Source organism: Microbacterium sp. MDV22-iso44, assembly GCF_058629135.1.
The window spans coordinates 258,412-275,173 of record NZ_JBZVWS010000001.1; the positions used below are offsets into that span (position 1 = coordinate 258,412).

General features: G+C 69.4%; 16 protein-coding genes and 3 tRNA genes. 9 read left to right on the top strand and 10 right to left on the bottom strand.

Going from position 1 to position 16,762, the window contains the following annotated elements:
• Nucleotides 1–52 precede the first annotated feature (52 nt).
• The 3 genes from AC4NN1_RS01255 (at nt 53) to AC4NN1_RS01265 (ending at nt 1,354) form a co-directional block, all read left to right on the top strand.
• A tRNA-Asn gene (locus AC4NN1_RS01255) sits at nt 53–128 on the top strand.
• Nucleotides 129–230: 102 nt separating this feature from the next.
• Nucleotides 231–485: a hypothetical protein gene (locus tag AC4NN1_RS01260; protein ID WP_020097424.1), complete on the top strand. Its 255-nt coding sequence runs from the start codon at nt 231–233 to the stop codon at nt 483–485.
• A gap of 83 nt (nt 486–568) precedes the next feature.
• Nucleotides 569–1,354 (top strand): DUF4328 domain-containing protein, encoded by a 786-nt coding sequence (locus AC4NN1_RS01265; RefSeq protein ID WP_018186642.1) that lies wholly within the window; start codon nt 569–571, stop codon nt 1,352–1,354.
• A 3-nt stretch (nt 1,355–1,357) separates the two neighbouring features.
• On the opposite strand, the gene AC4NN1_RS01270 is transcribed toward AC4NN1_RS01265, so the two are convergent.
• Nucleotides 1,358–1,747, bottom strand: a complete 390-nt coding sequence (locus AC4NN1_RS01270) for an ester cyclase (RefSeq protein WP_018186643.1) — start codon at nt 1,745–1,747, stop codon at nt 1,358–1,360.
• Nucleotides 1,748–1,757: 10 nt separating this feature from the next.
• A complete protein-coding gene (gene def / locus AC4NN1_RS01275) occupies nt 1,758–2,324 on the bottom strand; it encodes a peptide deformylase (RefSeq protein ID WP_491954346.1) in 567 nt (188 codons plus the stop codon).
• A 41-nt stretch (nt 2,325–2,365) separates the two neighbouring features.
• Here def and AC4NN1_RS01280 point away from each other — a divergent pair, with 41 nt between their 5' ends.
• Nucleotides 2,366–3,445: a DMT family transporter gene (locus AC4NN1_RS01280; protein ID WP_491954347.1), complete on the top strand. Its 1,080-nt coding sequence runs from the start codon at nt 2,366–2,368 to the stop codon at nt 3,443–3,445.
• Between the two features lie 14 nt (nt 3,446–3,459).
• Nucleotides 3,460–3,533 (top strand) — tRNA-Ile (locus AC4NN1_RS01285).
• A gap of 327 nt (nt 3,534–3,860) precedes the next feature.
• On the opposite strand, the gene AC4NN1_RS01290 is transcribed toward AC4NN1_RS01285, so the two are convergent.
• A complete protein-coding gene (locus AC4NN1_RS01290) occupies nt 3,861–4,007 on the bottom strand; it encodes a hypothetical protein (RefSeq protein WP_018186647.1) in 147 nt (48 codons plus the stop codon).
• A 200-nt stretch (nt 4,008–4,207) separates the two neighbouring features.
• Between AC4NN1_RS01290 and AC4NN1_RS01295 the strand changes: the two genes are divergently transcribed.
• Nucleotides 4,208–4,711: a DUF3145 domain-containing protein gene (locus AC4NN1_RS01295; RefSeq protein ID WP_026302847.1), complete on the top strand. Its 504-nt coding sequence runs from the start codon at nt 4,208–4,210 to the stop codon at nt 4,709–4,711.
• 170 nt (nt 4,712–4,881) lie between these two features.
• Here the strand turns inward: AC4NN1_RS01295 and AC4NN1_RS01300 are convergent, their stop codons facing one another.
• The 6 genes from AC4NN1_RS01300 to aceE all read right to left on the bottom strand — a co-directional run bounded on the left by AC4NN1_RS01300 (nt 4,882) and on the right by aceE (nt 12,428).
• Nucleotides 4,882–6,120 (bottom strand): beta-ketoacyl-[acyl-carrier-protein] synthase family protein, encoded by a 1,239-nt coding sequence (locus tag AC4NN1_RS01300; protein ID WP_020097418.1) that lies wholly within the window; start codon nt 6,118–6,120, stop codon nt 4,882–4,884.
• A gap of 50 nt (nt 6,121–6,170) precedes the next feature.
• Entirely contained in the window at nt 6,171–6,419 is a 249-nt protein-coding gene (locus AC4NN1_RS01305; protein WP_018186650.1) for an acyl carrier protein, read from the bottom strand.
• 69 nt (nt 6,420–6,488) lie between these two features.
• A complete protein-coding gene (locus tag AC4NN1_RS01310; RefSeq protein WP_018186651.1) occupies nt 6,489–7,490 on the bottom strand; it encodes a beta-ketoacyl-ACP synthase III in 1,002 nt (333 codons plus the stop codon).
• The gene (locus AC4NN1_RS01315; RefSeq protein WP_491954348.1) at nt 7,487–8,404 is read right to left on the bottom strand and encodes an ACP S-malonyltransferase; all 918 of its coding nucleotides are present in this window, start codon (nt 8,402–8,404) and stop codon (nt 7,487–7,489) included. The genes AC4NN1_RS01310 and AC4NN1_RS01315 overlap by 4 nt, the downstream gene beginning before the upstream one ends.
• A gap of 86 nt (nt 8,405–8,490) precedes the next feature.
• Nucleotides 8,491–9,693: a PucR family transcriptional regulator gene (locus AC4NN1_RS01320; RefSeq protein ID WP_018186653.1), complete on the bottom strand. Its 1,203-nt coding sequence runs from the start codon at nt 9,691–9,693 to the stop codon at nt 8,491–8,493.
• Between the two features lie 8 nt (nt 9,694–9,701).
• Nucleotides 9,702–12,428 carry a pyruvate dehydrogenase (acetyl-transferring), homodimeric type gene (gene aceE / locus AC4NN1_RS01325; protein ID WP_018186654.1) on the bottom strand — a complete coding sequence of 909 codons (2,727 nt, stop codon included), beginning with the start codon at nt 12,426–12,428 and terminating at the stop codon, nt 9,702–9,704.
• A gap of 149 nt (nt 12,429–12,577) precedes the next feature.
• On the opposite strand from aceE, the gene AC4NN1_RS01330 reads away from it, so the two are divergent.
• Nucleotides 12,578–12,653 (top strand) — tRNA-Val (locus AC4NN1_RS01330).
• A 20-nt stretch (nt 12,654–12,673) separates the two neighbouring features.
• On the opposite strand, the gene AC4NN1_RS01335 is transcribed toward AC4NN1_RS01330, so the two are convergent.
• Nucleotides 12,674–14,173, bottom strand: a complete 1,500-nt coding sequence (locus AC4NN1_RS01335) for an amino acid permease (RefSeq protein ID WP_491954349.1) — start codon at nt 14,171–14,173, stop codon at nt 12,674–12,676.
• A 107-nt stretch (nt 14,174–14,280) separates the two neighbouring features.
• On the opposite strand from AC4NN1_RS01335, the gene AC4NN1_RS01340 reads away from it, so the two are divergent.
• The gene (locus tag AC4NN1_RS01340) at nt 14,281–15,012 is read left to right on the top strand and encodes a zinc ribbon domain-containing protein (RefSeq protein WP_018186656.1); all 732 of its coding nucleotides are present in this window, start codon (nt 14,281–14,283) and stop codon (nt 15,010–15,012) included.
• The gene (locus tag AC4NN1_RS01345) at nt 14,970–16,733 is read left to right on the top strand and encodes a bifunctional 3'-5' exonuclease/DNA polymerase (protein WP_491954859.1); all 1,764 of its coding nucleotides are present in this window, start codon (nt 14,970–14,972) and stop codon (nt 16,731–16,733) included. The genes AC4NN1_RS01340 and AC4NN1_RS01345 overlap by 43 nt, the downstream gene beginning before the upstream one ends.
• Nucleotides 16,734–16,762 lie beyond the last annotated feature (29 nt).

Here is a 16,762-nt window from a genome sequence, read left to right on the forward strand (position 1 = left end):
CACCCCTCGGGCTTTGCTACGATTGTGTGGTTGCCCGGTTCCGGGTGACTGATCCTCGGTAGCTCAATTGGCAGAGCAATCGGCTGTTAACCGATAGGTTCTTGGTTCGAGTCCAAGCCGGGGAGCCACTCTGACGAAACCCCCGGATACCCGGGGGTTTCGTCATTCCCGAACTTTGCGAGCAACGGATTTCTCTTGCCGCGGCGCCCTTGTGGCCCCATGCTGATCGCATGGACACGGGGAACGCAGGCTGGTCGGCCTGGACCTGGGGTGAGCGTGTGGGAGCGCTGGTCGGCTTCGCCGCGGTCGTCCTGCTGTTCTGGGCGGCGGTCCAGTACGGCGCGGGCAACGACGTCGCCTTCTTCGGGCTCGCACTCGCCCTCGCGCTCGGAGTTTCGGGTCTCGGCATCCACGTCGCGGCGCGCGAGGCGCGCTACCGCCGCCAGGCTCGCGACGAAGGATCGGCTGCCACGCCGCCTCGGTGAGCATCGGGGGTGCTCGGACGCACGGCACGAGCGCGGACCCGATAGTGTGCAGAGCGGATTTCAGAACACGTGGGGGGATCACGATGACGGATCGTACGAGCGCGCCTGCCGGATGGTACCCGGCGCCGCATGCGGGCAACGAGCTGCGCTACTGGGACGGCACGGAGTGGACGGCGCCGCCGCCGGCTGTTGCGGCGTGGCCGGCGCCCGGGGGGGCTGCCCCGGGGCAACCGGCCGGCTACCCGGTGTCCGCACCGCAGGTCATCCGCCCCCTCCGCGGCATCGCCGGGGCCACCCGCATCCTCCTCATCGTCGGGGCGGTCGTCTCGTTCCTCACCGTCCTCGTCGAGGCCTGGGGACTCGTCGCCGTCGACGGCTTCACCCGAGGAGCCGCGCCGCTGTCGGACCTGGAGCTCTACGACACGCTGTCCGCGCCGATCTCCTTGGCGTCGGCGGGGCTGATGCTGGCGACGGGAATCTGCTGGGTCGTCTGGCAGTACCGTGCCGCGGTGCGCGTCCGCGCGATCACCCCGACCGCCACTCGTCGCACACCGGTGTGGCACGTCGTGTCCTGGCTCATCCCCGTGATCGCGTGGTGGTTCCCGTTCCAGAACGTGAAGGACCTCGTGGTGGCTTCGCGTGCGAGCCTGACTCGAGCGATCCTGGGCACCTGGTGGGGCCTCTGGATCGCTTCGACGGCGTTCGTGTCACTCTCCGGCAGGCTGTCGTGGAACGCCGAGACCCTCGCGGACTACCCTGCCGTGATGTCCACGTCGCTGTTGGGGGAGCTCCTCTCCATCGCCGCCGTTCCGCTTGCCATCGTGATCCTCACCCGCGCGACCGACGCCATGGACCCGGCAGGGCGCTGACGCTCACGCGGTGAGCTGAGCCTCCACGTCCGTGTCGTCGGAGCCGCTCGAGGCGACGATCCGGCCTTTGTCGAGCCGGAGGAACCGGAACTCCGCCGCGTTGACGTGGCGACGGGTGGCAGGGATGCCGCGCCACGGTCCGGTATGCGTCCCGCTGCCGCGGAGGTGCGCAGCGATGCGGTCGTCCTCGGCGACGAGTTGGATCGTCTTCCACCGCCAGTCCGGGAAGCCGTGGAACAGGTCGGCGAGATCGTCGATCCAGGCGTCTGCTCCTGCCGGCAGGTGTGCGCGGCGGACCGCGGGGTCGAGGAACCCGCGGACCTCCGTCAGATCATGTCGGTTGCACGCGTCGAGATACTCCTCGAACCACCCGTGCAGCTCCCACGGTTCCACGTGAAGTGCCTCAGGCGTCGAGGTCGTCGACGCCCGGCAGCCAGCTCTGGCCCGGCTTTCCCCAGCCGCGCTTGCGTGCGATCTTCTGCGTCGTCTTCCAATCGGAGTCGGACAGCCGGTCGATGTAGAGGATGCCGTTGAGGTGGTCGAACTCGTGCTGCATGATGCGGGCGCGCCAGCCGTCGACACGGATGCGGACGTGGCCGCCGTCCAGCTCGGTGCCGGTGACGAGCACCTCGTCGCCGCGGCGGAGCGGGAAGCGCTCACCGGGGAACGACAGGCATCCCTCCGACTCGTCATCGGGGTCCGGGGATCCGGGCTCCGGCGGCGACATCCAGAGTTCGGGGTTGATGATCACGCCGCGCCACGGGGCGCCGTCGTCATCCTGATAGGAGTAGGTGTAGATGCGCAGGCCGACGCCCACCTGGGGGGCTGCGAGTCCCACGCCGGGAGCGGTGTCCATCGTCTCGAACATGTCCGCGACGAGGGTGCGGATCTCATCCGTCACCTCGGCGACGGGAGCGGCGACGGAGTGAAGGACGGGATCGCCCATGATGCGAATCGGAAGTACGGCCACGTCAGAAGCCTAACGAGGCCTGAGCCCGGTATCGTCGAGGCGTGATTCATGCCGCAACACCGATCAACGACCTCACCGATGAACTGGTGGGCGTGTTCGGGAACCCGGCGATCCTGATCGGCATCCCGCTCGCCGTCGTCGGCGCGGTCTTCATGTCCTTCGGCGCGCAGTACCAGCACCGAGGTGTGCAGAAGGTCGAGCGGCTGACGGCTCAGGCGGGTGTCTCCGGTCTGACCGGCAGTCAGCTGCTCCGTCTGCTGACGCGTCCGTCCTGGGTTCTCGGGACCGTGATGCTCGGCCTCGCGATCGTGTGCCAGCTGGCGGCGCTGTCGTTCGCGCCGCTGATCCTCGTCCAGCCGATCGGCGCGATCTCGCTGGTCATCACGACGCTCCTGAACGCCCGGATAAGCGGCCACAAGCCGACGAGGCGCTCGATCACCTCCATCGCGCTGTGCGTCGGCGGCATCTTCATCTTCGTCACGGTGGCCGCACTGTACGCGACCGAGCGCCCCATCAGCGACGGGCAGCTCCTGACCGTCCTCGGCATCCTGCTGGGCGTCGTGGTGGTCCTCGGCGTCCTCTGGGGGACGCTGCGCAAGCGGATGCGTGCCCTGTTCTACATCGTGGCGGCCGGCGTGGTCTACGGCTTCGTCGCGACCCTCGCCAAGGTGGTCATCAACCGCATCGCCAACGGCGACTTCGAATGGCTCACCGTCCTGTGCATCGTCGCCCTGCTCGCGGGCACGGCGATGGGCGCGTACTTCGTCCAGACGGCCTATTCGTCGGGTCCGCCGGACCTCGTCATCGCCGGTCTCACGGTCATCGACCCGATCGTCGCCATCGTGATCGGTCTCGCGGTCCTCAACGAAGCGCAGGGCGCACCGCTCGGCGCATACATCGGTTTCGCGATCGCGGGCGTCCTGGCCGTCACCGGGGTGTTCCAGCTGGCCCGCTACCACCCGCAGGTGGTGAGCGAGAGCCAGGAGATCCCGATCACGCGGGGGAGTGCGGATGCCGCCGAAGGCAAGCGTCCTTCGACGGGGTCGATCCGTCTCACCGAGGCCGTTTCGAAGGTGTGGCCGGAGCCGCCCGTGAAAGACGAGGACCGGCCCGGGCGATAAGCTCGACTCCACAGGGGGCGGTGGCCAAGCTGGTCAAGGCAGCGGGCTCATAACCCGACGATCGTGGGTTCAAGTCCCACCCGCCCTACTCAACCTCTGAACTTCTACGGCGTCGCACGAGGAAGCCCCCGCTCCTTTGCAGAATGCGAGGGCTTCGTCGTATCGCGTAGGTTCAGTCGTCCTGCGCGTCGGACTCCCGTTCGTCGGTGTCTTGCTCGGCGGCCGTGATGTCATCGTCGCCGATGTCGCCTTCGGCCTGGCTCGGCTTGTCGGGGATGGAATCGCTCATCATGTCTCCTTTCGACACGCACATCGAACGCCCTCGCCGCTTTCGACCCGCAGGGGCTTGACAGAGCATCCTCGCTATCGGTTCCGTTGGAGCGCGTGGCCGAGTAGGCCGAATGAGGCGGATGCGTCAGCGATCGTCGTGGTCCTCGGCGGTGACCTCGCTGCCGGCGCGGGCTGCGTCCTCCTTCACCTCGTCGCTGACGGCGTCGGTCGGGAGTGCGTCATCGGCGTGAGCGTCATCGGCGTCGCGCGTGTGGGGAGTGTTGTCGCTCATGATGGTCCTTTCGTCGAGCGGTCAGCTTGCGCCCATCGTGTCCCGCGGGCCATGGGGTTGACGAACGTCCGACGAACCTCGTGTTACACGGTTGTGATTCGCCGAGGATATGGGCGATAATGGCGGCACAACCGGATATCCGGCCAGCACTCTCCATCAGGTCGTAGGGGAAGACGTACCTGAACGAAACGGAGAGATCGATGGCCACACCTCACGCGCGCGGAGTGATCTTCATCCATTCCGCGCCACGCGCGCTGTGCCCCCACCTCGAGTGGGCTGCTGGTCGTGCCCTCGGGCATGCCGTCAGCTTCGACTGGGCGGACCAGCCCGTCCAACCGGGCAGCCGCCGCGCGGAGTTCTACTGGGAGGGACCGGCCGGAAGCGGGGCCGCTCTTGCCTCCGCCATGCGCGGCTGGGAGCACCTGCGGTACGAGGTGACGGAGGATCCGACGCCCCGCACCGACGGCGGTCGCTGGCTCCACACGCCGAGCCTCGGCATCCACTACGCGCAGACGGATGCCTCGGGCAACGTCGTCGTCGGAGAGGACCGCATCCGCTACGCCATGGAGATCGCCGCCGGCGACATGAGCGAGCTGCAGCGGGAGCTCGACGTGGCGCTCGGCGCCTCGTGGGACGAGGAGCTCGAACCCTTCCGCCACGCAAGCGACGACGCTCCGGTCGTGTGGCTGCACAAGGTCGGCTGAGACGACTCCGCTGGAGCGGACACTCCATGGACGGACAGGTTTTCAGGCGGGGTGAGTGGGCCTCGACCGGCTTCGGACGGCTTCCCGGAGACCGGGGCGGCTACCGCCCCGCCTGAACTGAACGACGAACGCCCCCGGTGGCTTCCCGGGGGCGTTCGTCGTGTTCGGGGTCAAACCGAGCGGAACGCCACGACGGCGTTGTGACCGCCGAAGCCGAACGAGTTGCTGATGGCCAACTGGTCGCCGTCGCCGAGCGGGACGGTGTCGCCGGACAGACGGAAGGGAACGGCCGGGTCGGGCTCGGTGATGTTGATGGTCGGGGGAGCGATGCGGTCGCGGAGCGCCAGCACCGTGAACATCGCCTCCAGCGCTCCCGTGCCGCCGAGGAGGTGACCGGTGGACGCCTTCGTGGCCGACACCGGCATCTCGTCGACCCGGTCGCCGAAGACGGACTTCAGGGCGACGTACTCGTTCGGGTCGCCGACGGGGGTCGACGTCGCATGCGCGTTGACGTGGGTGACGTCGTCGGGCGAGGCATCCGCCATCTCGAGCGCGAGGCGGACGGCTCGCGCCGCACCGGTGCCCTCGGGGTCGTTGGCGGTGATGTGGTACGAGTCGGCGGTGACGCCGCCGCCCACGAGCTCGGCGTAGATCTTCGCGCCGCGGGCCTTCGCGTGCTCCTCGGTCTCGAGGATGAGGACCGCGGCGCCCTCTCCCATGACGAATCCGTCACGGTCGATGCTGCCCGGACGGGATGCCGTCTCGGGGGAGTCGTTGCGACGCGACAGCGCCTGCATCGAGGCGAACGACGCGATCGTGATGGGGTGGATCGCCGACTCGGTGCCGCCCGCGATGACGATGTCGGCGAGGCCGGCCCGCATGTGCTCGATCGCGTTGACGATCGACTCGGTGCTCGATGCGCACGCGCTCGCGAACGTGCGAGCGTAGGCGCGAGCGCCGAAGTGCAGCGAGAGGTTGCCCGCTGCAGCGTTGGGCATGAGCATCGGCACGGTCATGGGCATGACGCGCCGCGGGCCCTTCTCGCGCAGGGTGTCCCATGCGTCGAGGAGCGTCCATACCCCGCCGATGCCGGTGGCGAACTCGACGCCGAGGCGCTCGGGGTCGACCTCGGGCGCGCCGGCATCCTCCCAGGCCTCCTTCGCCGCCACCATCGCGAGCTGCGAGGACGGGTCGAGGCGCTTGGCGACGGGACGGTCGAGGACCGTCTCGGGTCGCACCTTCGCCTCGGCGGCGAACGTGACGGGCAGCTGGTACTGCTCCACCCAGTCGTGCTCGAGCGTGCGGGTACCGGACGCTCCGGCGAGGAGCGCCTCCCAGCTCTCGCTGGCGGTGCCGCCGATGGGGGAGGTCGCACCGATGCCGGTGACGAAGATTCGCGTGTTGCTCATGATTCCCTCGTGCTGCTCCGGTGGGGGCGGACCCCCACCGGACGCGCGGATCAGGCCTGGTTGGACGTGATGTAGGTGACGGCGTCGCCGACGGTCTTGAGGTTCTTGACCTCGTCGTCGGGGATGGTGACGCCGAACTTCTCCTCGGCGTTGACGACGATCGTCATCATCGAGATCGAGTCGATGTCGAGGTCGTCCGTGAACGACTTCTCGAGGGCGACCTCGTCGGACGAGATACCGGTCTCGTCGGTGATGAGCTCGGCCAGGCCGGCGAGGACCTCGTCGTTGGTGAATGCCATGGGATTTCTCCTTCTGTGGGGGTCGGCCCAGCCGGGCCGGTAGTCAGTTTAGGTGGGGGACGGCCGTCGTCACGGGAGGACGACGACCTGTGCGCCGAACACGAGCCCGGCGCCGAAACCGATCTGCAGGGCGAGGCCGCCGCTGAGCTCGGGGTGCTCGTCGAGAAGACGGTGGGTGGCCAGCGGGATGGATGCCGCCGAGGTGTTGCCCGTCGTCTCGATATCGCGACCGATCACGACGGTGTCGGGCAGCTTCAGCTGCTTGGCGAACTCGTCGATGATGCGCATGTTGGCCTGGTGGGGCACGAAGGCCGCGAGGTCGTCGGGCGTGATCCCCGCGGCCTCGATCGCCTGCCGGGCGACCTTGACCATCTCCCAGACGGCCCAGCGGAACACGGTGGGCCCTTCCTGACGGAGCGTCGGCCAGGGGGCGACACCGTCGCGGAACTCGGTCAGCGTGTGGTTCATGCCCACGGCATCCGCTTTGGAGCCGTCCGATCCCCAAATGGTCGGGCCGATGCCGGGCGTGTCGCTGGGGCCGATGACGACCGCGCCGGCACCGTCCCCGAGCAGGAACGAGATCGAGCGGTCGGTCGGGTCGACGACGTCGCTGAGCTTCTCGGTGCCGATGACGACCGCGTAGTGCGCGGCACCCGCACGGATGAGGGCGTCCGCCTGCGCGACGCCGTAGGCGAATCCGGCGCACGCGGCGTTCAGGTCGTAGGCGGCGGCCGGGTTCGCGCCGACGCGGTCGGCCACGATCGCCGACACGGACGGGGTCTGCTTGGGGTTCGAGATCGTCGCCACGATGACGGCGTCGATCTTGTCGGCCGGGACGCCGGAGCGCTCGATGGCTTCGGCCGCGGCGTCCGACGCGAGGTCGATCGCCGTGGTACCGGCATCCGCTCGTACTCGCGTGATGATGCCGGTGCGCTGACGGATCCATTCGTCGCTCGAGTTGATCGGCTCGATCAGGTCCTCGTTGGGGACCGCGTTCTCACCGCGGGCGGCGCCGTACGCGTAGATGCGGGTGTGCGCCGCGCCGGTGGGCTGGATCAGCTGGGGGGTCATGCGTTCTCTCCGGTCAGGAGGGCGTTCGCGGCGGCGAGGTCCTCGGGCGTCTTCACCGCAACAGACGGTACGCCGCGCAACCCGCGCTTGGCGAGTCCGACGAGGGTGCCGGCGGGAGCGAGCTCGATGATGCCGGCGACCTCGTTCTCGGCGAACGAGGCCATGCAGAGGTCCCATCGGACGGGGTTCGCAACCTGCGCCACGAGGAGGTCGAGTGCGGCGCGGCCGTCCGAGACGGTCCCGCCGTCGCGGTTGCTCCAGAGCGTCAGAGCGGGTTCGGATGCCTCCACCGCGGCCGCAGCCGTGCGGAGGGTCTCGACGGCCGGCGCCATGTACCGCGTGTGGAATGCGCCCGCGACCTGCAGCGGGATGACCCGGCTGCCGCGCGGCGCGTCGGAGCCGAGCTCGGCGAGAGCCGGGAGCGCCCCGGCTGCGACGATCTGTCCGCCGCCGTTGTAGTTGGCCGGCGTCAGGTCCAGCTCTTCCAGGCGGGCGAGTACCGTGGCCTCGTCGCCGCCCACGACGGCGCTCATGCCGGTCTGCTCGAGAGCGGCGGCCTCGGCCATGGCGCGGCCGCGGATGCCGACCAGGCGCATGCCGTTTTCTTCCGAGAGGACGCCGGCGGCGACCAGCGCGGCGATCTCGCCGACGGAGTGTCCGGCGACTCCGTGGGGGCGATGACCGGCGTCGACCAGCGCGCGCCACGACAGCAGGCTGGCGGCGACGATGAGCGGCTGGGCGACCTTGGTGTCGCGGATGCGGTCGGCATCCCACTCGGTGCCCGCCGCGACCAGGTCGACCTCGGCGTAGGCGGAGTACTGCTCGAGGAGCTCACGGGTGCCCTCGGTCTCCAGCCACGGAGTGAGGAACCCGGGGGTCTGAGAGCCCTGACCCGGGAAGACGGCGATGATCACGGTTTCCATCCTTGCAAGTTCGAGTCGTCGTTGCTGTCGGTGAGCGCACAAGAAAGTGCGATCCGTTTGTTCGAGTCGTACAGAGATCAGGTTCGGCGCACGGGGCGACGGCGGGTCACGTCGCCGCCGATCGAGCCGAGGATGAGCGCCGTCTGCAGGATCAGAGCCTCACGGGGACCTGTGGCATCCCATCCGATGACGTCGGAGACCCGCTTGAGTCGGTAGCGGACCGTGTTGGGATGTACGAACAGTTCGCGGGCCGTCGCCTCGAGCGAGCGACCGTTGTCGAGGTAGCTCCAGAGCGTCGTGACGAGATCCGTCGAGTGCGCCTGCAGCGGGCGGTAGATCCGTTCGATGAGCGTGGCCTTCGCGAGCGGATCGCCTGCGAGAGCGCGCTCGGGAAGCAGGTCGTCGGCGTCCACGGGGCGCGGGGCGTTCCGCCACGACTTGGCGACCGCGAATCCGGCCAGGGCCGCCCGGGCGCTCAGTCCTGCGTCGAGCAGGGCGGATGCCGTGGGCCCCAGCACGAGGTGACCGCTTCCGAACCCCGGCTCGAGGCGCGTCGCGATCTCGGCGAAGGGCAGCTCTTCGGCATCCTCGCGGCCGCTCTGGTCGGCCCGACCGATGACGAGAACCAGGCGGGAGCCCTGCACTCCGATGAGCACGTCGACGCCGAGCTTCCGCGCCGTGCGGCGCACCTGGTCGACGTCGAGCTGCGGGGGAGTCGTGCCCACGAGGACCGCGACCTCGCCGTGGCCGTGCCAGCCGAGGGCGGCGATGCGGCTCGGGAGCTCCTCATCGGCCTCACCCGTGAGGATCGAGTCGACGACGAGCGCTTCGAGGCGGGCATCCCACAAGCCGCGTGCTTCCGCAGCCCGGGCGTAGACGTCCGCCGCGGCGAAGGCGACCTCGCGCGAGTAGAGCAGGATGCTCTCGCGCAGCCCGTTGCCCCGTCCGGCGACGCGTTCCTCGGTGGTCTCGACCGTCACCTTGATGAGCTGGAGCGTCTGGGTGAGGCTGATGCTCCGCAGCAGCTCGCGCGGCGCCGACGCGAAGACGTCGGCCGCGATCCACGGCGTCGAGTTCGGGTCGTCGTACCAGTCGACGAAGGACGAGATGCCCGACTGGGCGACGAGACCGACGGCCGACCGGCGCCCCGGAGGCATCTCGGCGTACCAGGGCAGGTACTCCTCGAGCCTCCGGAGCGTGGTGGTCGCGAGATCTCCCGAGATCCGGCGGAGCCACGCGAGTGTCTCCGCCTTCTCCTGGGCGGTCGGCCGTTCGGTCATCGCGCGGGTCAGGCTTCGCCGCCCGCGTTGCCGGAGGTGCCGGCGTTGACGTCGTGCAGGCGGTACTTCTCGATCGCCTGTGCCGACAGGCCGCGGTCGACGACGCCGTCCTCGGCCAGGGCCTGCAGGGTCCGCACGACGATCGACGGGCCGTCGATCTTGAACTGACGACGAGCCGCGGCACGTGTGTCCGAGAAGCCGAAGCCGTCGGCACCGAGCGTCGCGTAACGGCGCGGGACCCACTGGCGGATCTGGTCCTGGACGGCGTGCATGAAGTCGCTGACGGCGACGACGGGCCCCTCCGAGTCGCGGAGCTTCTCGGTGATGTAGGCCGTCTTGGGCTCATCGGTGGGGTGCAGGAAGTTGTGCTCGTCGGCGGCGAGGCCGTCGCGGCGGAGCTCGGTCCAGCTGGTCACCGACCAGACGTCGGCCACGACGCCCCAGTCGTCCTTGAGGAGCTTCTGCGCCTCGTGGGCCCACGCCAGGCCGACGCCCGACGCGAGGATCTGGGCGCGGTGGCCCTCGCCCTCACCGGTCGAGACGCGGTGGATGCCGCGGACGATGCCGTCGACGTCGACATCCTCCGGCTCCTTGGGCTGGACGATCGGCTCGTTGTAGACCGTGATGTAGTACATGACGTTCGGGTCCTCGTGCTCCCCGCCGTACATGCGCTCGAGACCGGACTGCACGATGTGCGCGATCTCGTAGCCGTAGGCCGGGTCGTACGAGACGGTCGCCGGGTTGGTCGAGGCGAGCAGGTGCGAGTGGCCGTCGGCGTGCTGCAGGCCCTCACCCGTGAGGGTGGTGCGGCCGGCCGTGGCGCCGATGATGAACCCGCGCGCCATCTGGTCGCCGGCGGCCCACTGAGCGTCGCCCGTGCGCTGGAAGCCGAACATCGAGTAGAAGACGTAGACCGGGATGAGCGGCTCGCCGTGGGTCGCGTAGGACGTGCCGACACCGGTGAAGGCGGCGAGGGCGCCGGCCTCGTTGATGCCCACGTGCATGATCTGACCCTGCGGGCTCTCCTTGTAGGCCAGGAGCAGCTCGCGGTCGACGGACGTGTAGTTCTGCCCGTTGGGGTTGTAGATCTTCGCCGTCGGGAAGTACGCGTCCATACCGAACGTGCGTGCCTCGTCGGGGATGATCGGCACGATGCGGTGGCCGAAGTCCTTCGAGCGCAGCAGATCCTTGAGCAGCCGCACGAACGCCATCGTGGTGGCGACCTCCTGCGTGCCCGACCCCTTCTTCGGCAGCGCGTACACGCTGTCGTCGGGGAGGCTCAGCGAGGTGTGCGTGCTGCGACGCTGCGGGAGCGTGCCGCCCAGTGCGCGACGCCGCTCGACCATGTACTTGATGGTCTCGTCCTCGGCGCCCGGGTGGTAGTACGGCGGCTCGTAGGGGTTCTCTTCGAGCTGGGCGTCCGTCAGCGGGATGTGCATCTGGTCGCGGAACAGCTTGAGGTCGTCGAGGGTCATCTTCTTCATCTGGTGCGTCGCGTTGCGCCCCTCGAAGTGCGGGCCGAGCCCGTAGCCCTTGACGGTCTTCGCCAGGATGACGGTCGGCTGGCCCTTGTGCTCCATGGCCGCCTTGTACGCCGCGAAGACCTTGCGGTAGTCGTGGCCACCGCGCTTGAGGTTCCAGATCTGCTCGTCGGAGTAGTCCTTGACGAGGGCTGCGGCGCGCTCGTCGCGGCCGAAGAAGTGCTCACGGACGTAGGCGCCGTTCTCGGCCTTGTACGTCTGGAAGTCGCCGTCGGGGGTGCTGTTCATGAGGTTGAGCAGCGCGCCGTCCTGGTCGCGGGAGAGCAGGTCGTCCCACTCGCGACCCCAGACGACCTTGATGACGTTCCAGCCGGCACCGCGGAAGAAGCTCTCGAGCTCCTGGACGATCTTGCCGTTGCCGCGGACAGGGCCGTCGAGGCGCTGCAGGTTGCAGTTGACGACGAACGTGAGGTTGTCGAGGCCTTCGTTGGCGGCGACCTGCAGCTGGCCGCGGCTCTCGACCTCGTCCATCTCGCCGTCGCCGAGGAAGGCCCACACGTGGGCGTCGGAGAGATCCTTGACGCCGCGGTTGGTGAGGTACTTGTTCGTCATCGCCTGGTAGATGGCGTTGATCGGACCGAGGCCCATCGAGACGGTCGGGAACTGCCAGTAGTCCGGCATGAGGCGCGGGTGCGGGTACGACGGCAGGCCGTGAGGGGCAGCGGATGCCTCCTGGCGGAACCCGTCGAGCTGCTGCGTCGTCAGGCCGCCCTCGAGGAACGAGCGGGCGTACATGCCGGGGGAGGCGTGCCCCTGGAAGAAGACCTGGTCGCCACCGCTCTCGTGGTCCGGACCGCGGAAGAAGTGGTTGAAGCCGACCTCGTACAGTGCCGCCGACGACGCGTACGTGGAGATGTGGCCGCCGACACCGATGCCGGGGCGCTGCGCACGGTGCACCGTGAGGGCGGCGTTCCAGCGGATCCAGCTGCGGTAGCGGCGCTCCACCTCTTCGTCGCCCGGGAACTCCGGCTCGCTGTCGACGGGGATCGTGTTGATGTAGTCCGTCGTGGGGACCTGCGGGACGTTGAGGTGCAGTTCACGCGAGCTCTGCAGCAGGCTCAGCATGATCTCGCGGCCGCGGCTCGCTCCGCGGGCGTCGACGAGTTGGCGCAGGGAATCCTGCCACTCCGACGTCTCTTCCGGGTCGCTGTCCTGCGGGCCCTGCGAGTACGGATCCTGATCGTTGACAGTCACAAGAGGCCTTTCGTCGCCTGGCAGATCGTGCCAGGAAGGAGGGATCGAGCGAGGGCGCGCTTGTTCGCCGCGCACAACTCGCTTGTCATCAGCCTACCCATACGGCCCGGTGCTGGACGCCGCGCGGGCGCCCTAGACTCGGTACGTCAGGGCCTTTAGCTCAGCTGGTAGAGCGCCACGTTTACACCGTGGATGTCGTCGGTTCGATCCCGGCAGGGCCCACCACCGGCATCCCGCCGCTCCCTTCAGTCCCGACCGGCGACCTTCGGTGTCGTGGGGTCGATGTACAGGTCGCCGCCCTTGCCGAGACGCGAGTGCCGACGTGAGTACGCGAAGTAGATCACGAAGCCGATGGCGAGCCAGATGAGGAAGCGCAGCCACGTCTCGACGGTCAGGTTGAGCATCAGATAGACGCAGACGATCACCGACAGCGCCGGCAGCCACGGATTCAGCGGGACGCGGAAGCCGCGCTCCAGATCCGGACGCCGACGGCGGAGGACGATGACGCCGACCGAGACGAGCACGAACGCCGACAGCGTGCCGATGTTGACCATCTCCTCGAGCACGCCGACCGGCGTGAGGCCGGCGACGAGGGCGACGATGACCGTCACGATCGCCGAGATGACCCACGGGGTGCGGAACCGGGGGTGTACCTTCGCGAGCCCGCGCGGCAGGAGGGCGTCGCGCGACATCGCGAAGATGATGCGCGTCGCACCGATCATGAGGGTCAGCACGACCGTCGTGAGGCCGGCCACGGCGCCCGCCGAGATGACGGTCGCCATCCAGGTCTGGCCGTGGAACGCGAACGCGTTGGCGAGCGCCGCGGCGGGGTCGAGCTTGTCGTAGGGCACCATGCCGGTGACGACGAGGGCGACGGCGCCGTAGAGCACCGTGCAGATGATGAGCGAGGCGATGATGCCGATCGGCAGGTCGCGCTGCGGGCGCTTGGTCTCCTCCGCCGTCGTCGCGACGACGTCGAACCCGATGTACGCGAAGAACACGAGGGCGGCGCCCGCGAAGATGCCGCCGACGCCGAACGCGGTCGGCTCGATGCCCGAGAAGAACTGCAGGAGCGGCTGGGTGAGTCCCGAGGCGGTCTCGCGGGGAGCTGCGTCCGGCACGAAGGGGGAGTAGTTCGCGGGGTTGACGAACATCAGTCCCGCGACGATCACGAACAGGACGATGAACAGCTTCACCGCGACGAGCACGAGGTTCACCCGAAGGGACTCCCGGATGCCGACGGTGATCAGCACGCCGAGGACCACCACCAGGAGGACGGCCATCAGGTCGATAGACCCGCCGTATCCGATCGCGGCGGGGATCGGGGCGCCGAGCTGCTCCATGAGCGATCCGAGGTAGGCGCTCCACCCCTGCGCGACGACGCTCGCCCCCAGGAACATCTCGAGGATCAGATCCCATCCGATGATCCAGGCGAAGAGCTCGCCGAGCGATGCGTAGGAGAAGGTGTAGGCCGAACCCGACACGGGAACCGTGGACGCGAACTCGGCGTAACACATGGCTGCGAGCCCGCACGCGATGGCGGCCACGACGAAGCTGATGACGATCGCGGGGCCGGCGACCTCATGGGCGGCGCGTCCGGTCAGGGTGAAGATCCCGGCGCCGATGACGACGCCGACGCCGAAGACCGTGAGGTCGAGGGCCGAGAGCGATTTCTTGAGTTTGAACTCGGGCTCTTCGGTGTCGGCGATCGACTGTTCGACCGTCTTGGTGCGCAGCACGCTCATGCTGTTCTCCTCCCGCGCGATTCCGGCACGCAATGTTAGTGCGTCGCGGCATCCTGTCTGAAGCCGTCGCCCCGACGGCCGGTCGCCCGCGGGGTAGGTTGGAGGACGTGAAAGCCAGCTTTACCGACCAGCGCCGCCTCCTCGATCTCGCCGACGCCGACATCGCCGTGCGCCGTGCGGATCACGCGCGACAGAACCCCGCGCAGGCCGCACGCGTGAAGGAGCTGCTGGCGGAGCGCGCGACCCACTCGGCCGAGCTGACGCGTCGGCTCGGTGAGCGCGACGATGCGAAGGCCGAACTCGCCCGCATCCAGTCCGACGTCGCTGTCGTCGACGCCCGGACCGCGCGCGACAACGACCTGCTCGCCGCGACGTCGAGCGTCAAGGACGCCCAGGGGCTGGAGCACGAGATCGCTTCGCTCGCCCGGCGCAAGAGCGACCTGGAGGACGCCGAGCTCGAGGTCATGGAGCGTCTCGAGGCCGCCGAAGCCGCTGTGGCGGAGCAGGAGGCCCTCATCGCGTCGGTCAATGAAGAGGGGGCGCGACTGAGCGCCGAGGCCAAGGCGACCGTCGCCGAGGCGACCACGCGTCTCGAGGCTGCGACCCGCGACCGTGCCGCGATCGCCGCGTCGCTTCCCGCCGACCTCGTCGGCATGTACGACAGCCTCGCCGCTCGCGGGAACGGTGCCGGTCACCTGCAGCGTCGCACGTGCGGTGGCTGCCACATGGTCTTGTCGGGCACCGACCTCAACGTCGTGCGTGCCGCGGCGGAGGAGGACGTCGTCACGTGCCCGGAGTGCGGCTGCATCCTCGTTCGCGACGAGGACTCCGGGCTCTGACCGATCCGGGCGCTCCCTCGGACGGTCCCGTCCCGTGGATCGTCGTGGGCGCCTCCGAGGGGCGGATCGCCCTCGTCTCGCTCGATGTCGACGGGCGGGCGGTCGACCGTGTGCTCGTCGATGCGTCGTCCCTCCGCGAGCACGTCCGTCGGGCGGGTGATACGACGCGGTGGGTGTGGAGCGACACCTCGCACTGGTATCCGTCGCTGATCGCAGCGGGAGTCCGCGTCACCCGCTGCCACGACCTCCGCCTCGCCCACGCGATCCTGCGTGACAGTGCCCTCGCAGTCGACACCGACCCGCTCCGACGGGCGACGGAGTGGGATGCCGCGGCATCCGTCTCGGACGACGGTCCGAGCGCCCTCTTCGATCTCGACCCCGGCTCCCGCGAGGCGCCGCACGACATCGATGCCGCGGTCGCCGAGTTCGAGCGGCAACGGCGGGTGATCGGCGCCGGTGCTCCCAGCTTGCGGCTGCTCGTCGCGGCCGAGTCCGTCGGTGCCCTCGTCGCGGCCGAGATGCACGCGGCGGGCGTGCCGTGGGACGGGCGGGTCCACGACGAGATCCTGACCGCGATGCTCGGCGAGCGGGACTCCGGCGGCCGGCCACCTGCGCGCATCGTCGCACTGGCGGCCGAGATCCGCGGTCTTCTCGGGGATCCCGGCGCGAGTCTCGATTCGCAGCCGAAGCTCCTGCGGGCGCTCCATCGCGTCGGCGTCGCCGCGACGTCGACGAGCAAGTGGGAGCTGAAGGAGTACGACCACCCGGTCGTCGCACCGCTCCTGGAGTACAAGCGGCTCATGCGGATGTACACGGCGAACGGGTGGGCGTGGCGGGACGAGTGGGCGCCGGAGGGCCGATTCCGTCCCGTGTACGTCCCCGGCGGCGTCGTGACCGGCCGGTGGGCGTCGTCGGGCGGCGGGGCGCTGCAGCTGCCGCGGCAGCTTCGCCCCGCCGTCCGCGCTGACCCGGGATGGACGCTGGTGGTCGCCGACGTCGCGCAGCTCGAGCCTCGGGTGCTGGCGGCGATGTCGCGGGATGCCGCCCTCGCAGACAGTGCGCGCGATACCGACCTCTACGAGGGCATCGTCTCGCGGGGCGTGGTCGGTACCCGCTCCGAGGCGAAATTCGCCCTGCTGGGCGCGATGTACGGCGCGACGACGGGGGACAGCGGCCGCCTCGTCCCGGCGCTCCGACGTGCGTATCCGCGGGCGATGGGACTCGTGGACGACGCAGCCCGTGTGGGCGAGGAGGGCGGCGTCGTCTCGACCTGGCTCGGGCGGTCCAGTCCACCTCCGTCGCCCGGATGGCGCGCGGTGCAGAGTCGAGCGGGCGATCCCGACGCGACCGAGACGGACCGCACCCAGGCCCGGCGCATCGCGCGCGACCGGGGCCGGTTCACGCGGAACTTCGTCGTGCAGGGAACCGCGGCCGAATGGGCCCTCGCGTGGCTCGGCGATCTGCGGGCGAGGCTCGCGCTGCTGCCGTTCGTCGGTGACGAGGATGCCGCACCCCCGTCGGGCGCGCTCCACTCGCGGCAGGCGCATCTCGCGTTCTTCCTCCACGACGAGGTCATCGTCCACGCACCCGCCGCGCATGCGGAGCAGGCGGCGGAGGCGGTGCGCCAGGCCGCGGACGCGGCGACCCGGCTCCTCTTCGGCGACATCCCCCTCGACTTCCGCCTCGACCTGCAGGTGCGGGTCGACGCGGCGAAGGACTGACCGCCCCGACGACTAGACTCGACCCCGCG

Coding starts and splice junctions, on each gene's coding strand:
- AC4NN1_RS01335 (WP_491954349.1), bottom strand. CDS start 14,173: ATGAGCGTGCTGCGCACCAAGACGGTCGAACAGTCGATCGCCGACACC.
- AC4NN1_RS01260 (WP_020097424.1), top strand. CDS start 231: ATGGACACGGGGAACGCAGGCTGGTCGGCCTGGACCTGGGGTGAGCGT.
- AC4NN1_RS01305 (WP_018186650.1), bottom strand. CDS start 6,419: ATGGCATTCACCAACGACGAGGTCCTCGCCGGCCTGGCCGAGCTCATC.
- AC4NN1_RS01310 (WP_018186651.1), bottom strand. CDS start 7,490: ATGACCCCCCAGCTGATCCAGCCCACCGGCGCGGCGCACACCCGCATC.
- AC4NN1_RS01300 (WP_020097418.1), bottom strand. CDS start 6,120: ATGAGCAACACGCGAATCTTCGTCACCGGCATCGGTGCGACCTCCCCC.
- AC4NN1_RS01295 (WP_026302847.1), top strand. CDS start 4,208: ATGGCCACACCTCACGCGCGCGGAGTGATCTTCATCCATTCCGCGCCA.
- AC4NN1_RS01320 (WP_018186653.1), bottom strand. CDS start 9,693: ATGACCGAACGGCCGACCGCCCAGGAGAAGGCGGAGACACTCGCGTGG.
- AC4NN1_RS01290 (WP_018186647.1), bottom strand. CDS start 4,007: ATGAGCGACAACACTCCCCACACGCGCGACGCCGATGACGCTCACGCC.
- AC4NN1_RS01265 (WP_018186642.1), top strand. CDS start 569: ATGACGGATCGTACGAGCGCGCCTGCCGGATGGTACCCGGCGCCGCAT.